Source organism: Bacillus nitroreducens, assembly GCF_964021195.1.
On the sequence record NZ_CAXHYI020000003.1, the window covers coordinates 2,109,093 to 2,132,917 of the forward strand.

22 protein-coding genes are annotated in these 23,825 nt (G+C 36.8%); 19 read left to right on the plus strand and 3 right to left on the minus strand.

What is annotated here, in order from left to right; genetic code table 11:
- The first annotated feature begins 8 nt into the window (after positions 1-8).
- Positions 9-725 (plus strand): pseudouridine synthase, encoded by a 717-nt coding sequence (locus ACWPVE_RS14120; protein WP_453994334.1) that lies wholly within the window; start codon positions 9-11, stop codon positions 723-725.
- A gap of 121 nt (positions 726-846) precedes the next feature.
- On the opposite strand, the gene ACWPVE_RS14125 is transcribed toward ACWPVE_RS14120, so the two are convergent.
- On the minus strand, positions 847-1,065 hold the full coding sequence (locus ACWPVE_RS14125) for a DeoR family transcriptional regulator (protein WP_335423575.1): 219 nt from the start codon (positions 1,063-1,065) through the stop codon (positions 847-849).
- A 350-nt stretch (positions 1,066-1,415) separates the two neighbouring features.
- Here ACWPVE_RS14125 and ACWPVE_RS14130 point away from each other — a divergent pair, with 350 nt between their 5' ends.
- The 11 genes from ACWPVE_RS14130 to ACWPVE_RS14180 all read left to right on the plus strand — a co-directional run bounded on the left by ACWPVE_RS14130 (position 1,416) and on the right by ACWPVE_RS14180 (position 14,126).
- Positions 1,416-2,144, plus strand: coding sequence for an ABC transporter ATP-binding protein (locus tag ACWPVE_RS14130; protein WP_453994336.1), 729 nt, complete (start codon positions 1,416-1,418; stop codon positions 2,142-2,144).
- Positions 2,137-3,282 carry an ABC transporter permease gene (locus ACWPVE_RS14135; protein ID WP_453994338.1) on the plus strand — a complete coding sequence of 382 codons (1,146 nt, stop codon included), beginning with the start codon at positions 2,137-2,139 and terminating at the stop codon, positions 3,280-3,282. Before ACWPVE_RS14130 ends, ACWPVE_RS14135 begins: the two co-directional genes overlap by 8 nt.
- Positions 3,283-3,614: 332 nt before the next feature.
- Positions 3,615-4,316, plus strand: coding sequence for a FadR/GntR family transcriptional regulator (locus tag ACWPVE_RS14140; RefSeq protein ID WP_453994340.1), 702 nt, complete (start codon positions 3,615-3,617; stop codon positions 4,314-4,316).
- Positions 4,317-4,486: 170 nt separating this feature from the next.
- On the plus strand, positions 4,487-5,767 hold the full coding sequence (locus ACWPVE_RS14145; protein ID WP_453997540.1) for an FAD-binding oxidoreductase: 1,281 nt from the start codon (positions 4,487-4,489) through the stop codon (positions 5,765-5,767).
- A 1-nt stretch (position 5,768) separates the two neighbouring features.
- Positions 5,769-7,139, plus strand: a complete 1,371-nt coding sequence (locus ACWPVE_RS14150; RefSeq protein ID WP_453994342.1) for a heterodisulfide reductase-related iron-sulfur binding cluster — start codon at positions 5,769-5,771, stop codon at positions 7,137-7,139.
- On the plus strand, positions 7,139-8,623 hold the full coding sequence (locus tag ACWPVE_RS14155) for an FAD-binding oxidoreductase (RefSeq protein WP_453994344.1): 1,485 nt from the start codon (positions 7,139-7,141) through the stop codon (positions 8,621-8,623). The genes ACWPVE_RS14150 and ACWPVE_RS14155 overlap by 1 nt, the downstream gene beginning before the upstream one ends.
- Before the next feature lie 178 nt (positions 8,624-8,801).
- The gene (gene pepV, locus ACWPVE_RS14160) at positions 8,802-10,211 is read left to right on the plus strand and encodes a dipeptidase PepV (RefSeq protein WP_453994346.1); all 1,410 of its coding nucleotides are present in this window, start codon (positions 8,802-8,804) and stop codon (positions 10,209-10,211) included.
- Between the two features lie 214 nt (positions 10,212-10,425).
- Positions 10,426-10,992: an RNA 2',3'-cyclic phosphodiesterase gene (gene thpR / locus ACWPVE_RS14165; RefSeq protein WP_453994348.1), complete on the plus strand. Its 567-nt coding sequence runs from the start codon at positions 10,426-10,428 to the stop codon at positions 10,990-10,992.
- 224 nt (positions 10,993-11,216) lie between these two features.
- Positions 11,217-11,936 carry an NERD domain-containing protein gene (locus ACWPVE_RS14170; protein WP_453994350.1) on the plus strand — a complete coding sequence of 240 codons (720 nt, stop codon included), beginning with the start codon at positions 11,217-11,219 and terminating at the stop codon, positions 11,934-11,936.
- Between the two features lie 189 nt (positions 11,937-12,125).
- Positions 12,126-13,061: a diacylglycerol/lipid kinase family protein gene (locus ACWPVE_RS14175; protein WP_453994352.1), complete on the plus strand. Its 936-nt coding sequence runs from the start codon at positions 12,126-12,128 to the stop codon at positions 13,059-13,061.
- Between the two features lie 276 nt (positions 13,062-13,337).
- The gene (locus ACWPVE_RS14180; RefSeq protein WP_453997542.1) at positions 13,338-14,126 is read left to right on the plus strand and encodes a phosphotransferase family protein; all 789 of its coding nucleotides are present in this window, start codon (positions 13,338-13,340) and stop codon (positions 14,124-14,126) included.
- Here the strand turns inward: ACWPVE_RS14180 and ACWPVE_RS14185 are convergent.
- Positions 14,121-14,399 (minus strand): YtzH-like family protein, encoded by a 279-nt coding sequence (locus ACWPVE_RS14185; protein WP_453994354.1) that lies wholly within the window; start codon positions 14,397-14,399, stop codon positions 14,121-14,123. The genes ACWPVE_RS14180 and ACWPVE_RS14185 overlap by 6 nt on opposite strands.
- A 191-nt stretch (positions 14,400-14,590) precedes the next feature.
- Between ACWPVE_RS14185 and trmB the strand changes: the two genes are divergently transcribed.
- Positions 14,591-15,235 carry a tRNA (guanosine(46)-N7)-methyltransferase TrmB gene (trmB, locus tag ACWPVE_RS14190; protein ID WP_453994356.1) on the plus strand — a complete coding sequence of 215 codons (645 nt, stop codon included), beginning with the start codon at positions 14,591-14,593 and terminating at the stop codon, positions 15,233-15,235.
- 272 nt (positions 15,236-15,507) lie between these two features.
- On the plus strand, positions 15,508-16,353 hold the full coding sequence (locus ACWPVE_RS14195; protein WP_453994358.1) for a YtnP family quorum-quenching lactonase: 846 nt from the start codon (positions 15,508-15,510) through the stop codon (positions 16,351-16,353).
- A gap of 38 nt (positions 16,354-16,391) precedes the next feature.
- On the opposite strand, the gene ACWPVE_RS14200 is transcribed toward ACWPVE_RS14195, so the two are convergent.
- Positions 16,392-16,700, minus strand: coding sequence for a PepSY domain-containing protein (locus ACWPVE_RS14200; RefSeq protein ID WP_453994360.1), 309 nt, complete (start codon positions 16,698-16,700; stop codon positions 16,392-16,394).
- Positions 16,701-16,870: 170 nt separating this feature from the next.
- Between ACWPVE_RS14200 and ACWPVE_RS14205 the strand changes: the two genes are divergently transcribed.
- The 5 genes from ACWPVE_RS14205 to ACWPVE_RS14225 all read left to right on the plus strand — a co-directional run bounded on the left by ACWPVE_RS14205 (position 16,871) and on the right by ACWPVE_RS14225 (position 23,751).
- The gene (locus tag ACWPVE_RS14205; RefSeq protein WP_453994362.1) at positions 16,871-17,950 is read left to right on the plus strand and encodes a M42 family metallopeptidase; all 1,080 of its coding nucleotides are present in this window, start codon (positions 16,871-16,873) and stop codon (positions 17,948-17,950) included.
- Between the two features lie 72 nt (positions 17,951-18,022).
- A complete protein-coding gene (locus ACWPVE_RS14210) occupies positions 18,023-18,541 on the plus strand; it encodes a DUF84 family protein (protein WP_453994364.1) in 519 nt (172 codons plus the stop codon).
- Between the two features lie 306 nt (positions 18,542-18,847).
- Positions 18,848-19,345, plus strand: coding sequence for a hypothetical protein (locus tag ACWPVE_RS14215; protein ID WP_453994366.1), 498 nt, complete (start codon positions 18,848-18,850; stop codon positions 19,343-19,345).
- Between the two features lie 109 nt (positions 19,346-19,454).
- Positions 19,455-20,252, plus strand: a complete 798-nt coding sequence (locus ACWPVE_RS14220; RefSeq protein WP_453997544.1) for a DUF1444 domain-containing protein — start codon at positions 19,455-19,457, stop codon at positions 20,250-20,252.
- Between the two features lie 331 nt (positions 20,253-20,583).
- Complete coding sequence (locus ACWPVE_RS14225; RefSeq protein ID WP_453994368.1) at positions 20,584-23,751, plus strand: DNA translocase FtsK; 3,168 nt, start codon at positions 20,584-20,586, stop codon at positions 23,749-23,751.
- Positions 23,752-23,825: the final 74 nt, after the last annotated feature.

A 23,825-nucleotide genomic window follows, 5' to 3' on the forward strand; every position in this document is an offset into this window, starting at 1 on the left:
GTGCTTACATGCGGATTGATAAATTACTTGCAAATCGTGGGTTTGGCAGTCGAAAAGAGGTCAAAGGATTATTAAAATCAGGAGCAGTTCAAATCAATGGTGTTCCAGTTAAAGATTCAGGTAAACATGTGAAAATTGAAACGGATACGGTCACTGTGAATGGTGAAGTGATTGAATATAAGGAATTCATCTATTTAATGCTGAATAAACCTCAAGGTGTCATCTCGGCTACCGAAGATGGTCTTCATGAGACTGTCATCGACTTATTGGAGATGGAAGATACCATTTATAATCCTTTTCCAGTTGGGCGTTTAGATAAAGACACAGAAGGACTATTGCTATTAACGAACGATGGTCAACTAGCACATCAACTTCTTTCTCCAAAAAAACACGTTCCCAAAACATACGTAGCCATTATTGAAGGTGAGGTTACCGAAGAGGATGTGGAAAGCTTTCGAAACGGAGTTACTCTTGATGACGGATATAAAACAATGCCAGCTGTTCTAACTATTATAAGTAGTGGCTTGCGTTCAGAAATTGAAGTCGTTATTGAAGAGGGGAAATTCCATCAAGTAAAGCGAATGTTTCAAGCAGTAGGAAAGCGTGTTGTCTATTTGAAAAGAATGAAGATGGGTCCACTACCACTTGATGAAACGTTAGAGCTAGGGGAATATCGTGAGCTAACGGATGAAGAAGTTCAGTTATTAAAAAATTATACGAAATAAGGGCTGTCGCAAGTGACAGCCCTTTTTATATTTGAAATTCATTTCTCTATATGTATCTGTATGAAAAGGCCTTCCATTGTAAAAGTTAATTGCTACCTTCTAATCCGCCCTTTGTAGTTGACTACGATATTTTGACTTTTTTCTTCGTGATTGTCCATTTACCTCGACTAGGGCTGCGAACCAAATCATTATATGCTAACACATTCAAATCACGTTGAATGGTTCTTGATGTAGTTCCAAATTCATCCACAAGCTCCTGTGTTGTTACAGTCCCTTTTTCGTTTATAAACATGTAGACTGATTTGATACGAGTTAACATACGGTTTGTTGAAGGCTTCAAAAAACCACTCCTTATCATTTTTTGGACATGATCAATCATGCCTCAGTCGTACTAAAAACCAATTGATATCCCAATATAGAGATAGGTGACAACCATTTATATTTCAATCAAATGTTCATTAATATATGTCCTACATCACCTCTTCTTTTCGTAGGTGCGTTTGCTATATATATAGTTGTATCTGAATAGTATGACTATTTCTGCATAAGTTATCAAAATTCTACATCTATCTCTATTATTATCATAGTTTATTTCTACTATTCTGTTTTTTACATTTTTATTACAGTTTGGTAAAGGGAATCCATAAAGGGAACCTTTTTATTGAAATTTCGTATGTAAGAGTGGAGGGGATGTTAGTGAAACAGACATTATTGGAAGTTTCAATACAAGATTCTGGCTATGAAGAAAATCATAAGGTTGTAGAGGATCTTTCTTTTTCAATTAGCCGGAATGAAATCGTTGGACTTATCGGACCAAATGGAGCAGGGAAGAGCACGACGATTAAAACCATACTTGGATTATTAGATAATACGAATGGAACAATCGATTTTATCAATAACCACACATATGCGTATATTCCAGAAAGACCCGTCTTTTATGATGAATTGACATTATGGGAGCATCTTGATCTCGCGGCAGGTGTGATGGAGATTGAAGAAACACAGTTTAAAGAACGAGCCATGAAGTTAGTCGAGCTCTTCCATATGGAAAAAGTGATACATAAGTTGCCAAGTACATTTTCAAAAGGAATGCAGCAAAAGGTAATGATTATATCTGCGTTTCTTATAAAACCAGACATTTATATTATCGATGAGCCGTTTATTGGATTAGACCCAATGGCCATGCAAGATTTATTGTCACTTATTGACCAAGAGAAAAGACGTGGGGCTGGGATATTGATGAGTACTCATGTTCTAGACACCGCGGAAAAGGTCTGTGATCGTTTTGTATTAGTAGCAGGTGGAAGACTTAAAGCCGAGGGGAATCTAGACGATATCCGCAATAAAGCTGGGTTACCTGATGCTCCACTTCTACAATGCTTTAACCAAATCGTACAGGGTGAAGCAGTTCATGAATAAAAGTTTATTTCGTATTCGACTACATAAAGAGTTCACCTATCAATGGGGGATATGGAGAAGTGTAGTAGATTGGACTATTTTTCTATATTTATTTATTCCCGCATTTGCTATTCTTGGTTATAATTACTATCGTTGGTGGCAGGAAATACCTGCTTGGATTGAAGGAACTCCTCTCTTTATGGTAATCGGATTGTTTTATTTAATTTGTTGGCAGGGACGGATCCGAACGTTTTTAGAAGAGGCGGATCAGTTATTTTTACTACAAAAACGTAACCTTATTTATACCTTGAAAAAATCAACACGTAATTTTTCTCTCGTTGTGTATAGCATCGGGGTCCTTATTCTTGTTGTTTTTTTGGCGCCCTTCCTAGTTAAATATTACAGTCTGTCCATGATCGAAATTCTTTACTTATCCTTGTTTTTTATGAGCTTAAAAGCACTGATTCTAGGATTGCAACAGTATCTGGATGATATTGAGTCCCCCTGGAAAAAAGGTATTTATACAGTTTTCGTATTCGTTATGTTAGGTGTCTTCATCCTATCATTTGTGACATGGGCACTTAAGCAATTTTTTTTCTTATTATTGATAATTAGTCCCATACAATGGCTGATATTTTTTATGTATTCCTCGGCACGATTGAATAAAATTACGACATTTTCTAAGGATGTTTACATCGAAAAAAATGAGAAGCTTAAGTATGTAAAAAGAATTTTTGTTTTTTCTGAATATGTGGAAAAAGTTCCGAGTCAAAAGAAACGAAGTCCTCTTTTTTATCGGAATTCAAAACGAATATATCAAAAACGTAATCGTAAGAAGAGCTTGCAGGAAGTATTTTTGAAAGTCTTTTTTAGGAATAAGGCTTATGTATTTCAATGCTTACAAATTGTAAGTATTACAACTGGAGCTATATTACTTATACCTCCCATTTGGATAAAATTGATTATCTTTCTTTGTTTCGTTATTTTTCTAAGAATATGGGTAAAGACAGTCTATTTGCGAATCATGTCCAATCATTTTATTGTCAATATAAGAAAAGATGATTTGATTCGCATACAGGCAGAACAGTATGCCGTGAATTTCATATCTCTCCCTATTATTTCAATTGTGGGAATCATATTGATTTTGATTATAGTGTAAGAAGGATTGCTTCTGAATGGTACGAGTTATTTCCTTGTTCAGAATAGGAGCAGCAAAATAACATTCTACTTTCAAATATATGCAATTGAATACGTATTCCAAAGGTATTGGATACGGTAAAGTTCCTGGCTGATAGCCAGGCTTTTTTTGTTGAGTGATTAACAGTTCAAGGGTGAAATTGGTTCATTAATCAGTAAGAATATTTTATTAAAATAATTATAAGAATCAAAAGATTCTAAAAAGTATATTGACACGTAAACAATATGGTGATTTAATGTTGTTAAACACACATCACATGTCTGATATGTGATATCTGAAAAGGTGGTGGAAATGTGAATGTAGAAAAAATCCCAGTTGAAAAAATATCCGAAACAGTTGCAAGGCAAATTGAAAAGATGATTGAGTCGGAAAAGTTTAAGGCAGGTGAAAAACTTCCTTCAATTAGAGAACTTTGTGAATTATTTGGTGTGGGGCGTTCAGCTGTCCGAGACGCGATTATATTACTGCAAGGAAAAGGGCTAGTGAACATCAAACAAGGTGAAGGAAGTTATGTTTGTTCATTTGATTCAACTAAATTGTTTAATAATAGCTATTTGTTACTGCCTAATTCAGAAAATATTAGTGAGCTTTTCCAAATTAGAAAGCTTCTAGAACCAGGGATAGCTGAAATGTCTGCATTAAATCGAACAGATGATGATTTGAAGATAATGGAGGATTTGCTTGCGAATCGATCATCTAACGGATGGGAAGCAGATTACGATTTTCATATGATTATCGCTAAATCTACACGCAATAAAATTGTTTATCAGTTATTGCAATCGATTTCAAACACATTAGAAAAATCAATGATTGATTTTCATAACTATATCCAACAAGATACGAATATTGTTGAGTTAATTGATAAACAGCATATCAAAATCTATGAATATATTAAATTAAAAGAACCAAAGAAAACGAACGAAATGATGTTGGAACACTTAAATTTGGTTGAAGAACTTTTACAAAAAAGCGTATTACAAGAGTCATCTAACTAGTAAATGGTTCAAAAATGAAGGAACGTTAAAACCCTTTTAATAATTGGAGCATTTTATTTTTGTGAATTTATAAAACGCTGTTTCTTTATACGAAACAAATGGAGGTGCTAATAATGATCGTAACAGATAAATCCTTTACAGAATTGAAAGCTTTATTTCCTGAGATTGATATGGAAGATGGTTCAGGAGAAAGCAATCCATATGGAAACTCAGGTTATGTAATCGTTTATCCAAAGACTGAGGAGGAAATTGTAAGTCTCCTTAAGTACGCAAATAGCAATGGGAAGAAAATATCAATTATTAGTGGGGGTACAAAAAGAGGATTTGGAGGATTAGTAGAATATTTTGATATTTTACTTTCTCTAAAAAACTATAAAGGCGTTGTAGAACATACAGTAGGCGATATGACGTTAACAGTTAGACCAGGTACTACAATTAAGGAGTTACAAGATTACTTAGCTAAGACAAACCAGAAAATATCACTAGATCCAGCTTGGCCAGAATATGCGACGATAGGTGGAGTTATCGCTTCGAATGAAAGCGGTCCCAAGAGGCTTCGATATGGTTCTGCCCGTGATATTGTTATTGGGCTTCGTGTCGTATATCCAGATGGAACTGTTATACGTTCAGGCGGTAAGGTGGTTAAGAACGTAGCCGGCTATGATATGAATAAGCTTTTTATTGGCTCAATGGGAACTCTTGGTGTACTTTCTGAGATTACATTTAAGCTTTTACCATTGCCAAAATATGAAAGCCTAGTATTGCTATCTTTTTCAGAGGGTAGTGAAAACGAAATTAAATCATTTGCTGTTAAATTATTAGACTCTATCCTTGAGCCTGTTTCTGTTGAATTATTAAATCCATCGCTTTCAAAAAGACTGATAAATCAAGATAGTTATACGTTAGCACTTAGTTTTGAAGATGTAGAAAGCTCGGTCCATTATCAAGAGGAATTTGTGAAAAACAATCTGCAACCAACAGGTACAAATCTACAGATTTTACCTCAAGAAGAAGCACGTTTGTTTTGGGACAAATTTTCAAGAATTGCTCCAAATGGCGTAACAACTGAAGTCAACAGTAACAATCAAGTTGAAGCGGCTCTAAAGGTTGGGGTCGTCAATTTAGATGTGTTGCAGGTATTAGAAGCTTGCAAACAATTACAAGATTCTATCAATGTGAAAATTGAAGCCCATGGCGGATTAGGACATGGTTTATGTCAAATCAATCTAAGTGGTGAGAGTGACAATATTGTTACAGCTATACAGAAACTAAGAGAGAGTGTTACACAACTCGGTGGTTATGCAGTAGTTACACACTTGCCTTACGCTCTTCGACTGAAAGTAGATGTATGGGGAGAGAAGCCTTCCTATTTCGCACTTTTAGAAGGAATTAAAGAAAAGGTTGATCCGAAAAAAGTCCTGAATTCAAAACGGTTTGTAGGGGGTATATAAGGTGAGTTTAAGAGAAGCTGATTTAAAGGTAAACCAAGAGCCAGCTTGTACTACAAATAGTTTAAGTTTAAGTAATTATTTTGCGAATGATCATCCAGATGAAAACAAATGGGCAGACTGTGTACATTGCGGGATGTGCCTAGAATCGTGTCCAACATATGAACAAACAGGACAAGAGCAACATTCTCCTAGAGGACGTGTCTACCTCATTAAATCAGTTGCAGAAGGCAAACTTACATTGAATGAGCAATTTATGGATCCTGTGTTTCAATGTTTAGATTGTAGAGCCTGTACAACAGCCTGTCCTGCCAGCGTAGATGTAGGAGGACTAATTGAAGAGGCTCGTGGTCAAATTCGTCAAGCAATGCCACTAACTGGAGCTAAAAAAGCGGTTAGTAAATTGTTCTTAGAAGGGTTATTCCCTCATCAAAATCGCTTAAATTCACTTGGGAGTCTACTGAAGTTTTATCAAAAAAGCGGTATTCAAAAGGCGGTCCGAAAGACTGGACTTATTAATATCATGCCGAAGCATTTAGTAGAGATGGAATCCATCATGCCAGAAATTAATACGCCTGTTCGTAAAAAATACAAAAATGAGAACGTTATCAAGGCGAAAGGTGAAACAAAAAATGAAGTAGCATTCTTAACAGGGTGTGTAATGGATGTTATGTTCAGCGATATAAATGAGTCTACAATAAACGTATTAACAAGGAATGGAAATGACGTTGTCATACCAAAAAATCAGACATGTTGCGGTGCGCTTCACGTTCACGCAGGCGATAGAGAAACGGGGAGAAAGCTTGCAAAACAAAATATTGAAGCTTTTAAGGATAGCGAAACAATTGTTGTAAACGCAGCTGGATGTGGTTGCATGTTAAAGGAATATGCGGAATTGTTCAAAGACGAGCCTGAGTGGAAAGCCAAAGCAGAAGAATTCTCAGAGAAAGTAGAAGACATCTCAAAATACTTACATGATACAGGCTACGAAAAGCCAAAAGCTGAATTGAATACTCGAATTACGTACCATGATGCATGTCATTTAGCCCACGGTCAAGGAATTAGGCAAGAACCAAGGGACCTTCTACTAAATATACCTGGCGTTGAGATGGTTCACATGCCAAACGCTGACCGTTGTTGTGGAAGTGCTGGTATATACAATATAACCAATCCAGAAATGGCTGGTGCCGTACTAGAAAGTAAGATGGAAAATGTCCCTGACGATGTCGAAATGATATCCATGGGGAACCCTGGTTGTATGCTTCAAATGGCGATAGGTGTTCAAAAGCATGGTAGGAATCAAAAAATTGTTCATACCGTTCAATTGTTGGATTGGGCTTATCAAAAAGAGGATCAGCAAAAGGGGGGAGAGTAATGGTTTTTAAAACGCTAAAAACGAAATTACTTAAGACAAATGATAAACATATTAAAAACTTAGCTTCAATTGTTGGGGGGCCATCTTCAATTCTTTATCACAAGGAAGATTTACTTGCCTATGATTGTGATGGGTTTACCATCCACAAGCATTTACCGAAAGCGGTTGTTTTTCCAAAGAACACGGAAGAAGTGGCAGAACTTGTGAAATACTGCAATGAAAACGACCTTCCTTTTCTTGCACGTGGAGCGGGAACGGGTCTAAGTGGCGGTGCAATTCCAATAAATGGAGAAGTGATTATTAGTCTAGTCAAGATGAAACGTTTATTAAGTGTAGATCTTGAAAATAGACGTGCTGTTGTGGAACCAGGATTTATCAACCTGAAGTTGACAAACTCAATTGCAGATAAAGGCTATTATTATGCACCAGATCCTTCAAGTCAATACTGTTGTACAATTGGAGGAAATGTGGCTGAAAATGCTGGAGGAGCGCACTGCCTTAAATATGGAGTTACGACGAACCATATACTTGGCCTAGAAGTTGTTTTACCTAATGGAGAGATAATCGAAATTGGAAATAACGGGATTTGTGATATGCCTGGCTATGACTTGATTGGTTTGTTAACAGGTTCTGAGGGAACACTTGGAATCGTGACAAAAATAACCGTGAGAATTTTGAAGAATCCTCAAGCGAAAAAAACAGTCTTAGCTTATTTCGATAAAGTTGCAGATGGAAGCCAGGCTGTTTCTGATATCATTTCTGCAGGCATAGTACCTGCAGCGTTAGAGATGATGGATAAAATTGCAATTGAGGGTGTAGAAGCCGCGGCCTTCCCAGTTGGACACCCGAAGGATATTGAAGCATTTTTATTAATTGAAGTAGATGGAATTGCAGCTGGTATTGATGAACAGATTAATGAGATATTAGAAGTTTGTAAGAAGAGAAATGTTAAAGAAGTCAAAGTGGCAAGAGACGAGCAGGAAAGTGCTAGATGGTGGGCGAATCGTAAAACAGGCTTTGGAGCGATGGGAGCGATCTCCCCAGATTATCTCGTTCAAGATGGTGTTATTCCAAGAAGTAAATTGCCTGAAGTGTTAAATAAAATCAATCAAATTAGTAAAGAATACGGATTGCGAATTGCGAATATTTTCCATGCTGGTGATGGAAACCTTCATCCTCTCATACTCTTTGATGCTAGAGTGCCTGGAGAAACGGAAAAGGCATTATTAGCAGGAAGTGCATGCTTGAAAGTATGTGCGGATGTTGGGGGTACCATTACTGGTGAACACGGAGTAGGTATTGAAAAAATGGAAGAAATGCGTTTTGTTTTTACAGAAGAAGAAATTCAAGCCCAAACCAATATTCGTGAAGTATTTAACCCTAAGAATCTCTTAAATGCAGGTAAACTTTTCCCAAGCCCTAGTCGATGTGTTGAAATTAAGACAGATATTAAAATGAACAAGGAAAAAGAAAAAGCACAATAATAAGCGACATCACTTTCAAAAAGTTCTTTTGACCTTAAAGTTGGTTCGTTCCATCAAATGACCCTAAATAGAAGAAAAAGATATATAATTCTTCTAGAGACGGTACACTATATAGTGAATCAGGATGAAAATTCATTTTACAGTATGTATCTAGAAATAAGTAGTAAGGAGAATTTAGATGGAACAAATCAACTGGCTTGAAGAAGTTAGAAAACGTCAAGAACAATTGATAAAAGATACGCAAGATTTTTTGAGAATAAACAGTGTTCTCGATGAGGAGAATGCAACACCTACGGCGCCTTTTGGAGCGGGAATTGATCAGGCATTGCATTATTTATTAGATAAAGGCAGTGCCGATGGTTTTCTAACAAAAAATCTAAATGGTTATGCAGGACATCTTGAAATTGGTTCTGGAGAAGAGTTAGTAGGTGTACTATGTCATATAGATGTTGTGCCTGAGGGCGATGGTTGGTCAAGTGACCCGTTTGGGGCTGAAATTTATGATGGGAAAATCGTTGCAAGAGGCTCCTTGGACGATAAAGGACCAACAATGGCAGCCTATTATGCAATGAAAATTATTAAAGAGCTAAATTTGCCACTTTCTAAACGAGTTCGAATGATAATTGGAACTGATGAAGAAAGTGACTGGCGTTGCGTTGACCATTATTTTAAACATGAAGAAATGCCCACGATGGGTTTTGCTCCAGATGCAGATTTTCCAATTATTTATGCTGAAAAAGGAATTGCTGATTTTGATTTAGTTCAAAGATCAAAACTAGCTTCTGATGGCAGCCTGTGCTTAACGTCATTCAGTTCTGGTCGACGTTATAACATGGTTCCAGATTACGCAGAGGCGAAGCTTGAAGGAAAAGGAAATTTACTAGAGATGGTAAATGATTTTCAGGCGTTTACACAGAAAAACTCTTTAGTCGGCCGTGGAATTTGTGACGAGGATACAGTGATCTTTCAGCTTGAAGGTGAATCTGCACACGGGATGGAGCCAGAACATGGAAAGAATGCGGGTTTATATTTGGCTTCGTTTTTAGTAGGATACACCCTAGATGAAAAAGCAAAGCATTATTTAAACTTTGTTAACGAATATTTTGTAGGTGATTCAAGGGGCAGAAAGCTTGGAGTTGCCTATAGCGACGACATTACAGGCGACCTAACAATTAATGTCGGTAAGCTTATCTACTCTAATGATAAAGGTGGGAGTCTAGGGTTAAACCTACGCTACCCTGTTACAAATGATATGGATGGTACGAAAAAGAAAATTGAGGAAGTATGCAAGACATTTGGCTTTGAGTTAAGAAATTTTAGCAACTCAACACCACATCATGTTGACAAGAACCATCCGCTCATTCAAACTTTACAAAAAGTATACGAGGAACAAACAGGGGAAGAGGCAACATTGGTTTCAATAGGTGGAGGGACATATGCAAGATCTTTAGAAGCAGGCGTTGCCTTCGGACCACTGTTTCCAGGTCGCCCAGATGTTGCCCACCAAAAAGATGAGTATATTTTAATAGATGACTTAATAAAAGCAACTGCCATATACGCACAAGCAATTTATGAACTAGCAAAATGAGAATGGAGTCCGTCCTATGACGGGCTTTTTTGTGTGAATTTGTCCAGATTATTGGCAACTATGATAGAAATATCTAAGGGAGCTAGAAGTTAGACATACTAACCTGGTATCCTACACCACTGTGTGTATGATTTCCAAAAAACACTCCTCATGTTTCCCTTTACCCGTAAGTTTGCTAAAATAATACAAATCATGATGGAAAAGGAGCTTACCTATGAGTCAAACTCATTTTTTTCTTGCACTGGCACTTCCTGCTCAAACCAAGGAGTTTTTGTTTAAATGGAGGACAATTCTTGAAAAAAGCTTCCCATTTAAGTCGTGGGTGCATCCTGAAGATTTACATATAACACTAGCCTTCCTAGGTGGACAGGCTTCCCGAGCTGAATTAGTAAACCTTGAAAAAGCAATGTACGAGATTGCAGAAAATCACGTACCATTTATGCTCAAAATAAATGGACTCGGAACGTTTGGAAAGTCAGATTCACCTCGCATTTTATGGGCAGGTGTGGATGAAAATAAGTCATTAAGGGACCTTCAAAAAGATGTATATCAAGCATGTGTGAATCAAGGCTTTTCTCTTGATAAGCGTCCATTTTCTCCACATATTACAATGGCAAGGCGATGGAAATCGGAACAACCATTTCCACAAAATGACTTTATTGGGATGCTAGAAATAGCTGAAGACGAGGTTGTATGTAAAATAGAACAATTTGTGTTATATCAAACCCATATGCTACGAACACCCAAATATCAGCCGATAACTATTTTTCCAATGAGTTAGAAGGGGAATTTTTACATTTATTCAACAGAACTCCCCTATTTTTTACATGGAAAATTAATTTTATAAAGTAAAATATTTATTCAGTGCTGGATTTGATTTCCCGACTGAAATGAATGAACCCAGACTAAGGACGTAACATCCCACGTATGACCTATCTCGGGTGTGGATGCCTAATAATTAGACGGCAATTACGTAAGGAGCATTTGATATGAGGTGTTATAAGGTTGGCTCAATTAATTAAATTACAAGATTATATTTCTAGATATGAAGTTGATATGTTTCGGTATCCCAGTCAATTCATCCGACAGAAAAGGAAACAATGGGATTTAAAGAAACTAGAGAAGCAACCATTTCTTGATGGTATTTTTGAGTTTCAATTGAAGTGGGCAAGCTCAACTGTTCGAGAAAAATCCTATGTCGATAAGGAATTTTATAATGATCCCAATTTAAAATATTTTCTCCAGCGTTTTCCTGACACCTATCTAGTTCTATACAAACCTATTTTTAAATTGAAAAAAGCACCTATTGAGGTTGAGATCATTATCATTAGCCCAACGACTACCTGGCTTATTACTATGCTTGAAGGGGAAGAGGATAGTGTATTTCTAGGGTCGAACGAAAGGTTTTGGATTGAACGTATTGGGAAACAAACTAAAAAAGTATTATCTCCGATGATTGAACTTGATCGGATGGATGGAATTGTTCGCACATTATTTTCGTTATACGGGGTTGAGTTGCCGATTCGAAAAGTGATCTTAAACCGAACTGGATATTTTGATTTCCCTGAAGTACCATATGATGTGGAGTTAGTGGAAAAGAGAAACTATGACGAGTGGTTTTCGAACCTGAGAAATATGAGCTCTCCGTTAAAACATATGCAATTAAAAGCAGGTAATGTCTTATTACAATATTGTCAGACTGTTTGCGTAAGACGTATGGATTAGGGTGCGAATTAAAATGCACCTTTTTTTGATGGCTAATTTCAGGTGAAATTACATTCTTCCCTACAAATAAGACGAATCTCCTCTTTCTAGTTGGAAATTCGGGTAGCCTACCTTTTATTTGTGTTGTAAACTATTTTAAATTAAAATACTATTAATGCATAGATGTCGAAATTTTCTTGGGGATAGACTATGAAACTATTAATTTTTATCGTAAATGGAAATGCTGGAAATGGTAAAGGATATAAGGTTTGGAATAAGCTTAAGGCTGAGTTAAATCAGAAAAAAGTCAATTATCGTTCCTTTTTCACAAAATATCCAACACATGCGCAAGAATTAGCAAGACAAATTGGATCGATGTTCGAGGATAAGGTAGACGCTGTGATTGCAGTCGGAGGGGATGGAACGATTAATGAGGTTGTCAATGGGATGGTGTATTACCCTAACATAAAGGTAGGTTACATCCCTGCTGGATCTGGAAATGATTTTTCTAGGGGGTTTAATGTTCCGAAGTCTCCTCTAAAGGCCCTTTCCTTTATTATTCAGAATAAAGGAAAGAAGGGAAAGTTATTTGATATCGGTAAATGTAAAGTCCAAGGTAGAGCAACAGGCTCTTATTTCGTGAGTAGTTTAGGCACAGGTTTTGATGCTGCTGTTTCGAAGCTAACAAATGAATCGAAAATGAAAAGGTATTTAAATAAAGTTCATTTAGGCTCTTTAGCCTATGTCGGAGCACTTATCAGCCTTCTTTTTACATATCGACTAACGAGTGTTACGGTGAATATAGATGGACGAGATTTTCAATATAAGAATGTTTGGTTTGTCACGATATCAAATCAACCATTTTATGGTGGGGGTATGAAAATTGCACCAAAGGCAAAGACAACAGATGGCTTCTTTGACATTACAGTTGTTCATAATCTTTCAAGGCTAAAGCTTCTGTTTGTATTTATTACCGTGTTTTTTGGCGTTCATACAAAATTTAAGGAAATCGACCAACATAAAGGTGTAAATATCCGTGTGAATTCAGAAGATAAGATGTTGATCCATGCCGATGGTGAATATATCGGAAATATCCCTTTGCAGGTAGAGGTTCAACATCGAAAAATGCAGTTTTTGGTAAAATGACCCTCTTCATGTATTAATTTCTAGTCGATTTTCACTTATTTTTATACCTAAATAGTTTCTTTGTCTTGACTTTAATTGTAAATCAACGATAAAATTTAGTATGATAGCTATTGTTATATAGGTCTTCAATAGCTGTCTTTTTTAATGTCTAGTTACAGATGTTATTGGGTCTTTAGGTCTAAGTAAATAGCTTCCAACAAATAGGACGATTATTGCTGTACCTAAGGCTGCTTACCATGTGTTTTTATATATTTATTAGGAAATGTTGTGTTGAAATTGGAGATAAACTGGCTTACATACGTATTAGGCAACGAGTGGGAATACTCCCCAGCAGGCGGTTCGACGGGAGACGCGTATTTTGCCCAATTAAATGATAAAAAAATATTTCTAAAAAGAAATTCATCGCCATTCCTGGCCGTTCTTTCCGCAGAAGGAATTGTTCCGAAGTTGATTTGGACAAAACGTCTGGAAAATGGCGATGTAGTAACTGCACAACAATGGCTTAATGGAAGAGAATTAAAGCCAGTTGATATGAATGGTGAAAATGTAGCAAGTATGCTTAAAAAAATTCACCAATCGAATGAGCTACTCGAAATGCTAAGACGTATCGGTAAAAAACCTATTGAAGCGAAGGATATATTGCAGGATGTTGTTCGCAGTTTACAACCTGATTTACTAAATTTTGATATTGTGAAAAAAGCAATTTTGTTCTTAGAAGAGAATCAGGATAAAGTAAAAACAGATCAAAATGTTGTCTGCCATTCTGATGTTAATCACAATAATTGGTTATTATCAGATGAAAATGAACTCTATTTAATTGATTGGGATGGAGCCATGATTGCAGATCCTGCTGTGGATATTGGGATGCTTCTTCATTGGTATATAAAAAAAGAAGACTGGCCAAAATGGATCAGTCTTTACGGAATGGAATTAAATGATCATTTGCTTCTAAGAATGAAGTGGTATGTGATTGCTCAATCCTTGCACCTTTTAAGTTGGTACCACTTAAAGAAGAAAGACAAAGAAGTAAGTCACTGGCTACGAACCCTAGAACAGTTATTATGAGAATTGGTCAATATCTGATATCCATGAACTGATTTGGTTTTGATGTGCCTCGATATGGTTATCTAAGTGCTGTGTGTACTGACCTTGTTGGCTATAGGAGTAGACATCAGTTAATACTTGCTTCACGTTTTGATCGATATTTGGATTAGCAAGTAATGATTGGATTAGTCGTCCCAGTTGTTCACATTCTGAAACTGTACCACAGCAATCCATTTGATGATTTGATAATATATCCTTTAAAATATCCATTTGATGTGTATGATCTAGTGGCATTCAAGAACACTTCCTTTTTGATGTTGTCTATATACTACATTTCCATGAAACGACCTTTTTTATACGATACAATGATAAACTCACCTATTGGTGGGTTTTCACTTTGTCTGAAAACTTTGTCAGGAAGTCTTGCACCTATGACAAGGACATGTTATTCTTTTGTGCGATACAACTTAAATGAGGTGGCAATCATGCGTTTACGCAATAAACCGTGGGCTAAGGAAAAATTAGCGTCCTATCCACAATACGTAATTGAAAATCCAGTAGAGCATAAAGGAAACTGGAATCAAATATTTGGAAACGACAATCCAATTCATATAGAAGTAGGGACTGGTAAAGGGAGATTTGTTACGGAAATGGCCAAAGCCAACCCTGATATTAATTATATTGGAATTGAAGTATACGAAAGTGTTATTGTTTCAGCTTTGGATCGTGTAATTGAGGCAGAAATTCCAAATATTAAATTGTTAAATCAAAATGCAGTAAATCTAAGAGAATTTTTTGAAAAAGGTGAAATTAATCGAGTATACCTTAACTTTAGTGATCCATGGCCTAAAACTCGTCATGAAAAGCGTCGATTGACTTATAAATCCTTTTTGCAAATGTATGAGGATATTCTTGTTGATGAGGGTGAAATTCACTTTAAAACAGACAATCGCGGGTTATTCGAATATTCTTTGAAAAGTTTCTCAGAGTATGGTCTTCTATTAACATATGTAAGTCTTGACTTGCATAAATCTGATTTCGAAGGCAATATCATGACGGAATACGAAGAAAAATTTTCCGAAATGGGTCATCCTATTTATCGTTCAGAGGTTCGATTTCAAAAAAAATAATTTCTTTTCATAAACTTTGTTGTTTTATATCCCTTTGGTATACACTTTACGCGGTTATACCACACAGGCTACTATTGAGCCTTTGAAGCGATAGCAAGCTTTGTTACGATTAACTTGGTTTACACGCTATACAGGAAACAATGTAGAAAAGAGTCAAATAACATAAAGATATTTCCCATAAACCAGTTTGGTTTATGGGTTTTTTACTATATTTATTAAACATTCTAAACATGATAAAATGAAGCCATATTCATATGAAGGGTGGGGGAAGTATGGAACAGCTTGCAATCGGTGATATTACTCTTACTTGGCTAAAGGGTGGAGTGACCAATTTAGATGGTGGGGCAATGTTTGGTGTAGTACCGAAGCCGTTATGGTCAAAAAAATATCCACATAATGAAAAAAATCAAATTGAGCTTAGAACAGACCCGATCCTTGTTAAGGTAGGTTCGACACATATCTTAATTGAATCTGGGATAGGAAACGGAAAGTTAAGTGAAAAACTCAAACGAAACTTTGGAGTTTTAGAGGAATCTTCGATTGAACAATCGTTAGCAGAATTGGGGCTAACTACTGGTGATATTGATATTGTTCTCATGACTCATCTCCATTTTGATCATGCGTGTGGGCTGACTAAATGGGAAAATGAAAAATTGGTTCCTACTTTTGATAACGCTGTCATTATTACTTCGGATGTTGAGTGGGAAGAAATGAGGCATCCGAATATTCGATCAAAAGCGACATACTGGAAGGAAAATTGGGAAGCAATTGAACATCAGGTTCAGACGTTTACAGGAAAACTTGAGGTCGTCCCAGGAATTACAATCATACATACTGGTGGGCATAGTGATGGGCACTCCATCATCGTATTGAAAGATAAGAATGAACAGGCCATTCATATGGCTGACATAATGCCAACACATGCTCATAAAAATGTTTTATGGGTACTGGCCTATGATGATTATCCAATGAAATCGATTGAGCAAAAACAAAAATGGATGAACGAGGGACTAGAAAAGGAATCCTGGTATATTTTTTACCATGATGCTTATTATCGAGCGATCAAATGGAATAAAACTGGTGATATCTTGGATTCTTTGAAACGAATAAGAAAATAAAATAGCTTATAAGGAACTCCTTATAAGCTACAAGTTTCTTACAAGGGCGTTACTTCGATAATCGATCCTGTTTTTGCATCCATAATAAATTCATATTGGCGGCTTTCTTGATTTGAATTACGTGAAATACCACCTTTGTATACTTGATACTCAATACCGGATTTTTCATAGCTTTCAGGATTCATTTGAATCCAGGACCCATCGATTGGTCCGTTCTTTTTGAAAGCTTCCTTTGCAATTTTTAAGGCTTTGTCACCTGGAATGGTTGATTCACTTAGCGCTTCTTTCAATAGAAGAGCACCTGCAAAACCGACACCAAAACCAAGGAAAAACTTATTCCAGCTCATTTTATCCCTCCTAGACGAACTTTATATCTTATCATATTATAACGAGAATTCTGTAAAACCGCCATGTATGCTATGGTAACTAAAAAACAATTTCGATATACTAAATAGTGTACATACATATAAATAAATTTTGCTATTCATCATTTACATCCATTAACCCATAAAGGAGAATGACATTGAAACAGGATACACTTGAACTTTTTAAAACGTTAACCGAGCTTCCTGGAGCTCCAGGTAATGAACACCAGGTAAGAAAGTTTATGCGCTCTCAGCTTGAAAAATACTCTGATGAAATTGTTCAAGATGGATTAGGTAGTATTTTTGGTGTTCGTCGAGGTCCAGAGAATGGCCCGACTGTTATGGTTGGAGCTCATATGGATGAAGTTGGATTTTTAATAACTTCAATCACAGACAACGGCATGCTTCGTTTCCAAACACTCGGTGGCTGGTGGAGCCAAGTCCTCCTGGCACAACGGGTTCAAATCATTACAGAGAATGGTCCCGTTATTGGGGTAATCGGCTCAATACCTCCACATTTATTGGAAGAGAACCAACGTAAAAAGCCAATGGATATTAAAAACATGCTAATTGATATTGGTGCAGATGATCGGGAAGATGCAATTCGCTTGGGAATTAAACCTGGCCAACAGGTCGTTCCAATTTGTCCTTTTACACCAATGGCGAATGAAAAGAAAATTTTGGCAAAAGCATGGGATAACCGATATGGTTGTGGTCTTTCTATTGAATTGTTAAAGGAATTGCAAGGAGTTGATCTCCCAAATACTCTGTATTCAGGTGCTACTGTACAAGAAGAAGTGGGATTGAGAGGTGCACGTACCTCTGCAGCAATGATTAAACCAGATATATTCTTTGCGCTTGATGCAAGTCCAGCTAATGATATGACAGGAGATAAAAATGCATTTGGAAAACTTGGACATGGTGCATTACTCCGTATTTTTGATCGGACGATGGTTACTCATCGTGGTATGCGTGAGTTTGTGTTAGATACAGCTGAATCAAATAACATCAAATATCAATATTTTGTTTCCCAAGGTGGAACTGATGCTGGTCAAGTCCATCTTTCAAATGATGGTGTTCCATCAGCTGTAATTGGTATTTGTTCTCGATATATTCACACACATGCGTCGATCATTCATGTAGACGACTATGCAGCCGCAAAAGAATTACTTGTTACTCTTGTAAAGGCATCTGACCGTACCACAGTCGATTCTATTCGTCAAAATGGATAAAAAATAATTATGCTCGGCATATGCCGAGCTTTCGTTTTGCAGATTAGATTATACATAATTGGAGTGTTAGGAATGTTACAAGTTGCAATTGGTACAAAAAATCCTGCGAAAATTGAAGCAATCATAAGTGGTTTCGAGGGAATTGATGCAAGCTTCCTATCGACATCAGTAGCATCGGGTGTTTCTGCTCAACCATTTTCCGATACAGAGACCATACAAGGTGCAATCAACCGCAGTAAAGCTGCTCTTGAAAAAGAACAGACAGACCTTGGTATCGGCTTAGAGGGTGGAGTTGTCGAAACCGAATTTGGAATGTTTTTATGCAACTGGGGTGCAATTGTTGATAAGGAACGTGAACCGATTATTGCGGGCGGTGCTAGAATCCTTCTACCTACAGAGATTGCCATCCAACTTAAAACGGGGATAGAACTTGGTGACATAATGGTAGAATATACAAAGCAAAAAGATATTCGAACGTCAGAAGGGGCAATCGGTATCTTCACTCATCATTATGTGAACCGAAAGGACATGTTCACCCATGTCGTAAAGCTACTAGTTGGACAGTATATGTATCGAATGCAAAAAAGATAATTTACTGTTTGAAAATTGGTACTTATTTCTTATTGATTAAAATAACTAGAATACTCTTGCAACAAAGAAATTAATAGGTTTATTATAGTAAATAGATAATGGAAGCCATCCATTGATATGGGTTTTGTTCATACGATACTGAATTAGTTTAGGCCCTTACAATGGATTACAAAGACTTTGCTACATGGACTTGCCTTCTAGGTCTTTGTTCCTTTAATGGGGCTTTTATGGAAAGTAGTTCTCTTACTTTAGTAGTAACAGGGAATACTTGGATAAATTCAACCTTTCTAGAAGGGGTGAGAAAAAATGAAATTAGGAAAGGTCTTTGTTGTGACTTTTCTATTACTAGTCGGAATTTTATCAGGTTGTGCATCGATAGAGGATGAATCAAAGGAAGCGGTTGTAGAAGTTGAATCTGCATTTAAAGCCAAGCCTGAAAAAACAAATAGTGATAGCGGTGAGATATCTTTTTATCTACCATCAACTATGGACATAGAAAAGAAGGATGAAAATAACGTCATTCTTCAAAAGGGAGATCAAACCTTTATATTATTTGTAAATCCAAATGAAGCACGCACAAGCGACGTGATGTATAACGCAATTGTTGAGGAAGAATTTACTATTGATCAAACTTTTTCAGATAACGAGCGATTTGGCTATATTAAAGCCTTTGAGATAGAGAACAAACTTTACCTCGTAACAGTTGGTATTGGTGGAATAAAAATGACAACAGAAGCAAAGGTAAGTGAAATCTCGGAAAGTGCCAGTGAAATGATGAAGATTGTATCTTCCGTAGAATATTAAGTGGGAGCCCCTAAACTTTTTAGGGGCTTTCATTTGTTTTTAGATAGAGAATATATGATAATAGGCAAATAAGGAGATTGATTGTATGGACTCAAAAAATAGAAAAAGTATGGACTCTAAGAAGTTAAAGAAACTTATCCAAGATAAGCTTGCTCATCATAATTGGGATTTTTCATTTGATCGTGAAAAAGATACGTTGCGTATTGAGGATAAGGAAACGAAAAAAGGAACAACGGTAAGTCTCCCTGGTATAGTTGCAAAATATCAGGAAGAGGGCCAAGGGAGTCTTGATGAGGTAATTTATTATATTGAGGAATCCTTGACTTTCATGAATAGTAAGCTAGAACTTGAAGGAAAAGAAAAAAATATTTTTCCTGTCATTCGTTCAACTTCATTCCCAACCCAGTCAAATGAAGGGGTTGACTTACTATTTGATGACCATACGGCAGAAACAAGGATTTATTATGCCCTTGACTTAGGAACTACCTACCGATTATTAGATAAGAAGTTGATCCAAAAAGAAAACTGGGAGTTTGAACGAATTCGTGAAATTGCTAGATTTAATCTTAGGTCATTAGACGTATCCTATAAAACAGATGAAGTTGCGGGCAATACATTCTATTTTATAAATAAAAATGATGGGTATGATGCGAGCCGTATTTTGAATGATTCATTTTTACAAAAAATGAGCCAGCAAATAAAAGGAACCATGGCAGTTGCTGTGCCGCATCAAGATGTACTTATCATTGTGGATGTACAAAATAATACTGGTTATGACATACTTGCCCAAATGACGATGAGCTTTTTCGCGAGTGGTAGAGTCCCTATTACGGCATTATCGTTTCTATATGAAGATGGGAAACTTGAACCAATTTTCATCCTTGGAAAGAATCGACCGAAAAATTAAATATACTCTACCAAAGTCGCTAGGAAAACTAGCGGCTTTTTTGTTACAATGGAAACTAGAATTAAATATATTCTATAGAAGTTTCTTAGTTCTGCTGAATATAATTTGAAGGCTTCGACAGCTGCTATGATTTTTTAAAGGAAGTTTGTAAGCATTAACTGGTACGAATCCCTTATGGAGAGCAATTGCCAGTAAAAGCTTTATTGGATTTACTAACACTCAGTGGGAAATGCAAAACCACTTCTTGTGGCATGTCTTTGACCTACATCGTGCGTGTGAAAAATCTGGCACAAATACGTCGAGGTGTAACTGAATAGAAAGAGTGATAGTTGTGAATTGGATAAAAAAACTACTACAATTATTTAAGACAGAAGAGGAATATGATGATCCAATTGAAATAAAGACCACTCAACATCGACAAAACAAACATGTTGAGGCAAGAGTTACCTATGAATACCCAAAAGGAAATTTTCGCTTCCCAATCATTCCAGATCAAAAGCAAGATAATGTTAAGACAGAAAAGGTGCAATCAAGAAGAACTAGAACCTCACAATCTAACAAGAATTCAAATCCTAAACCCACTGTAACAGTTAAAGAGAAAGAACCTGTAAGGGTTAAAGAGAAGCAACCCTTTCGCCCAACAGAAATACCATCCCCTGTATATGGTCTAGGTAAACCTAATCAAAAAGAAATAATAGAGTTTGAACTTCCTACAACACCAATTACAGACACAGAATCGATTGCTTCGGCTTGGAAGGAAGCCTACAAAGAGGTTGCTCCTACAAACCTACAAACTGAACAAGTTGAATCAAAGCTTCGTGTAGTTTCGAATGTAAACACACATCAAAAGTCAACAAGCCTAGCTAATCAATTAATCAAGGAAGACCCAGAACATGTAATAGAAAAAACAGTTGAACAAGTTGTCGGTAAGGAAAATTCAGCAGGCACTATCAATGTTGGAGAACTGAAAGTACATGCTGAAACTAAAGTAGTAGAGGAACTAAATCTACCAGACCGACAAGGAATTGAAGAAGCAAAGGAAGTAAATCAGTTTGAGCCAGAAGTAACAGAAGAGTTAGAGAAACTAAATCACGCAGATTCACTGAGAACTGAAGAAGAAAAAGAGACAGATTTCTCAGAGCCGGTGGTGACTGAAGGAGAAAATGAAACTGTTAAATCGGAATTACACATAACAGAAGAGATGACAGATGATTCAGCACTAGAAGTAATGGAAGACGCAAAAGAACCGAATCAGTTTGAGGCAGAAGTAACGGAAGTGTTAGAGAAACCAAATCACGCAGAGTCACTGAAAGCTGAAGAAGAAAAAGAGACATTTTTCTCAGAGCCGGTGGTGACTGAAGGAGAAAATGAAACTGTTAAATCGGAATTACACATAACAGAAGAGATGACAGACGATTCAGCACTAGAAGTAATGGAAGACGCAAAAGAACCGAATCAGTTTGAGCCAGAAGTAACAGAAGAGTTAGAGAAACTAAATCACGCAGATTCGCTGAGATCTAAAGAAGAAAAGCAAACAGTTAAAGAATTACACGTAACAGAAGAGGTAACATATTCAGTACCACAGGAAATTGAAGAAGAAAAAGAAATAAATCACATAGAGCCAGAGGTAACTAAAGAAGCAAAGGAACAAAACTACTTAGAGTCGCAGATATCGCAAGAAGAAAAAGCAACAAATCCATTAGAGTCACGTGTAACAGAAGGAGAAAATCAAACAGTTAAATCAGAGTCACATGTTACTGACGAGGTACCAGAAAAAAGCCTCTCAGAACCACTTGATTCTCAAGGAAATAAGAAAACAACGCATAATCGTCCTAGACGGTCAAATATTCCTTTTAACGTCATGATGTTTAAAAAAGATAGACAGAGACTTGCAGAGCGATCAGCAAAAAATGGAGTAGAAGCTACTCCAGTAAAATCAATAGAGCCAGTCAATCAACAGGTACCACAAGGGCAAAATCATCAAGATATACTAGAGGAACAACAAATACAAAGTAAACAACATGAACATCAGAGTCAACCTGAGCAACAAATAACGCAACAGGAAGACACAGAACAGCTTTTAGGCTATACATTCCCTGACCTTTCATTTTTACATTCACCACCTGCGGAGCAACATGATGACAGTCAGTGGTTGCTCGATCAGAGAAATATCTTAGATGAAACTCTACGAAATTTTAAAGTGGGAGCTAATGTTGTAAATGTGACACAGGGGCCAGCCGTCACTCGATTTGAAGTTCATCCAGAGCCAGGGGTAAAGGTTAATAAGATCACTAATTTATCAGATGACTTAAAATTAAGTTTAGCTGCGAAGGATATCCGGATCGAAGCTCCGATTCCTGGAAAAAACACAATTGGAATTGAAGTGCCGAACCGTAAAAGTAAGCCAGTTCTTTTAAAAGAAATCATCCAAAGTCCAGAATTTACAACGAATCAATCCCCACTAACCGTGGCGATGGGTCTTGATATTTCTGGAAATCCGATTGTAACAGATTTGCAAAAAATGCCACATGGTCTAATCGCTGGTGCGACAGGTTCAGGTAAGAGTGTTTGTATCAATGCCATGCTTGTCAGCTTACTATATAAAGCTTCTCCAGATGAGGTGAAGTTACTATTAATTGACCCAAAAATGGTGGAATTGGCACCTTATAATCATATTCCACATCTTGTTAGTCCAGTAATTACAGATGTTAAGGCCGCAACAGCCTCCCTTAAGTGGGCAGTTGAGGAAATGGAAAGAAGATATGAATTATTTGCTCATACAGGTGTAAGAGATATAGGTAGATACAATGAAATGGTGAAAAAGCATGATGAAAAAAGTGGTAAGCTTCCATATATTGTGATCATCATCGATGAACTAGCTGATTTAATGATGGTCGCACCTGGTGAGGTAGAAGAGTATATTAGTCGAATTGCTCAGAAAGCAAGGGCTTGTGGCATTCATTTAATCCTTGCAACCCAAAGACCATCCGTTGACGTCATTACGGGATTAATTAAAGCAAATATTCCAACCCGTATTGCATTCTCTGTTTCTTCCCAAGTTGATTCTAGAACCATTTTAGATGTTAGTGGGGCAGAAAAGTTACTTGGAAAAGGGGATATGTTATTCTTAGAGAATGGCTCGTCTAAACCATTCCGTGTTCAAGGGAACTTTGTTACAGATGAAGAGATTGAAGCAATTGTCAATTTTGTAAAAGCAGAAATGAAGCCGAGCTACATGTTTGAACAGGACGAGCTCTTAAAGAAAGCTTCAATCACAAATGAAGAAGATGAGCTCTTTTTAGAGGCCTGTGAGTTTGTCTTAGATCAAGGTGGAGCTTCGACTTCAAGTGTTCAAAGACGTTTCAGAATTGGCTATAACCGTGCAGCACGTTTAATTGATATGATGGAGGAGCAAGGAATAATATCAGAATCCCGTGGAAGTAAACCGCGTGAAGTGTTAATTGATGAAGATGATTTAGCCCAGTTATTTGAAGGTTGATAACATTTGTTATCGACCTTTTTTTGTATGGGTTAAGAATTAGGCTAAAAGACCTACCTAACCGATTTCCATCA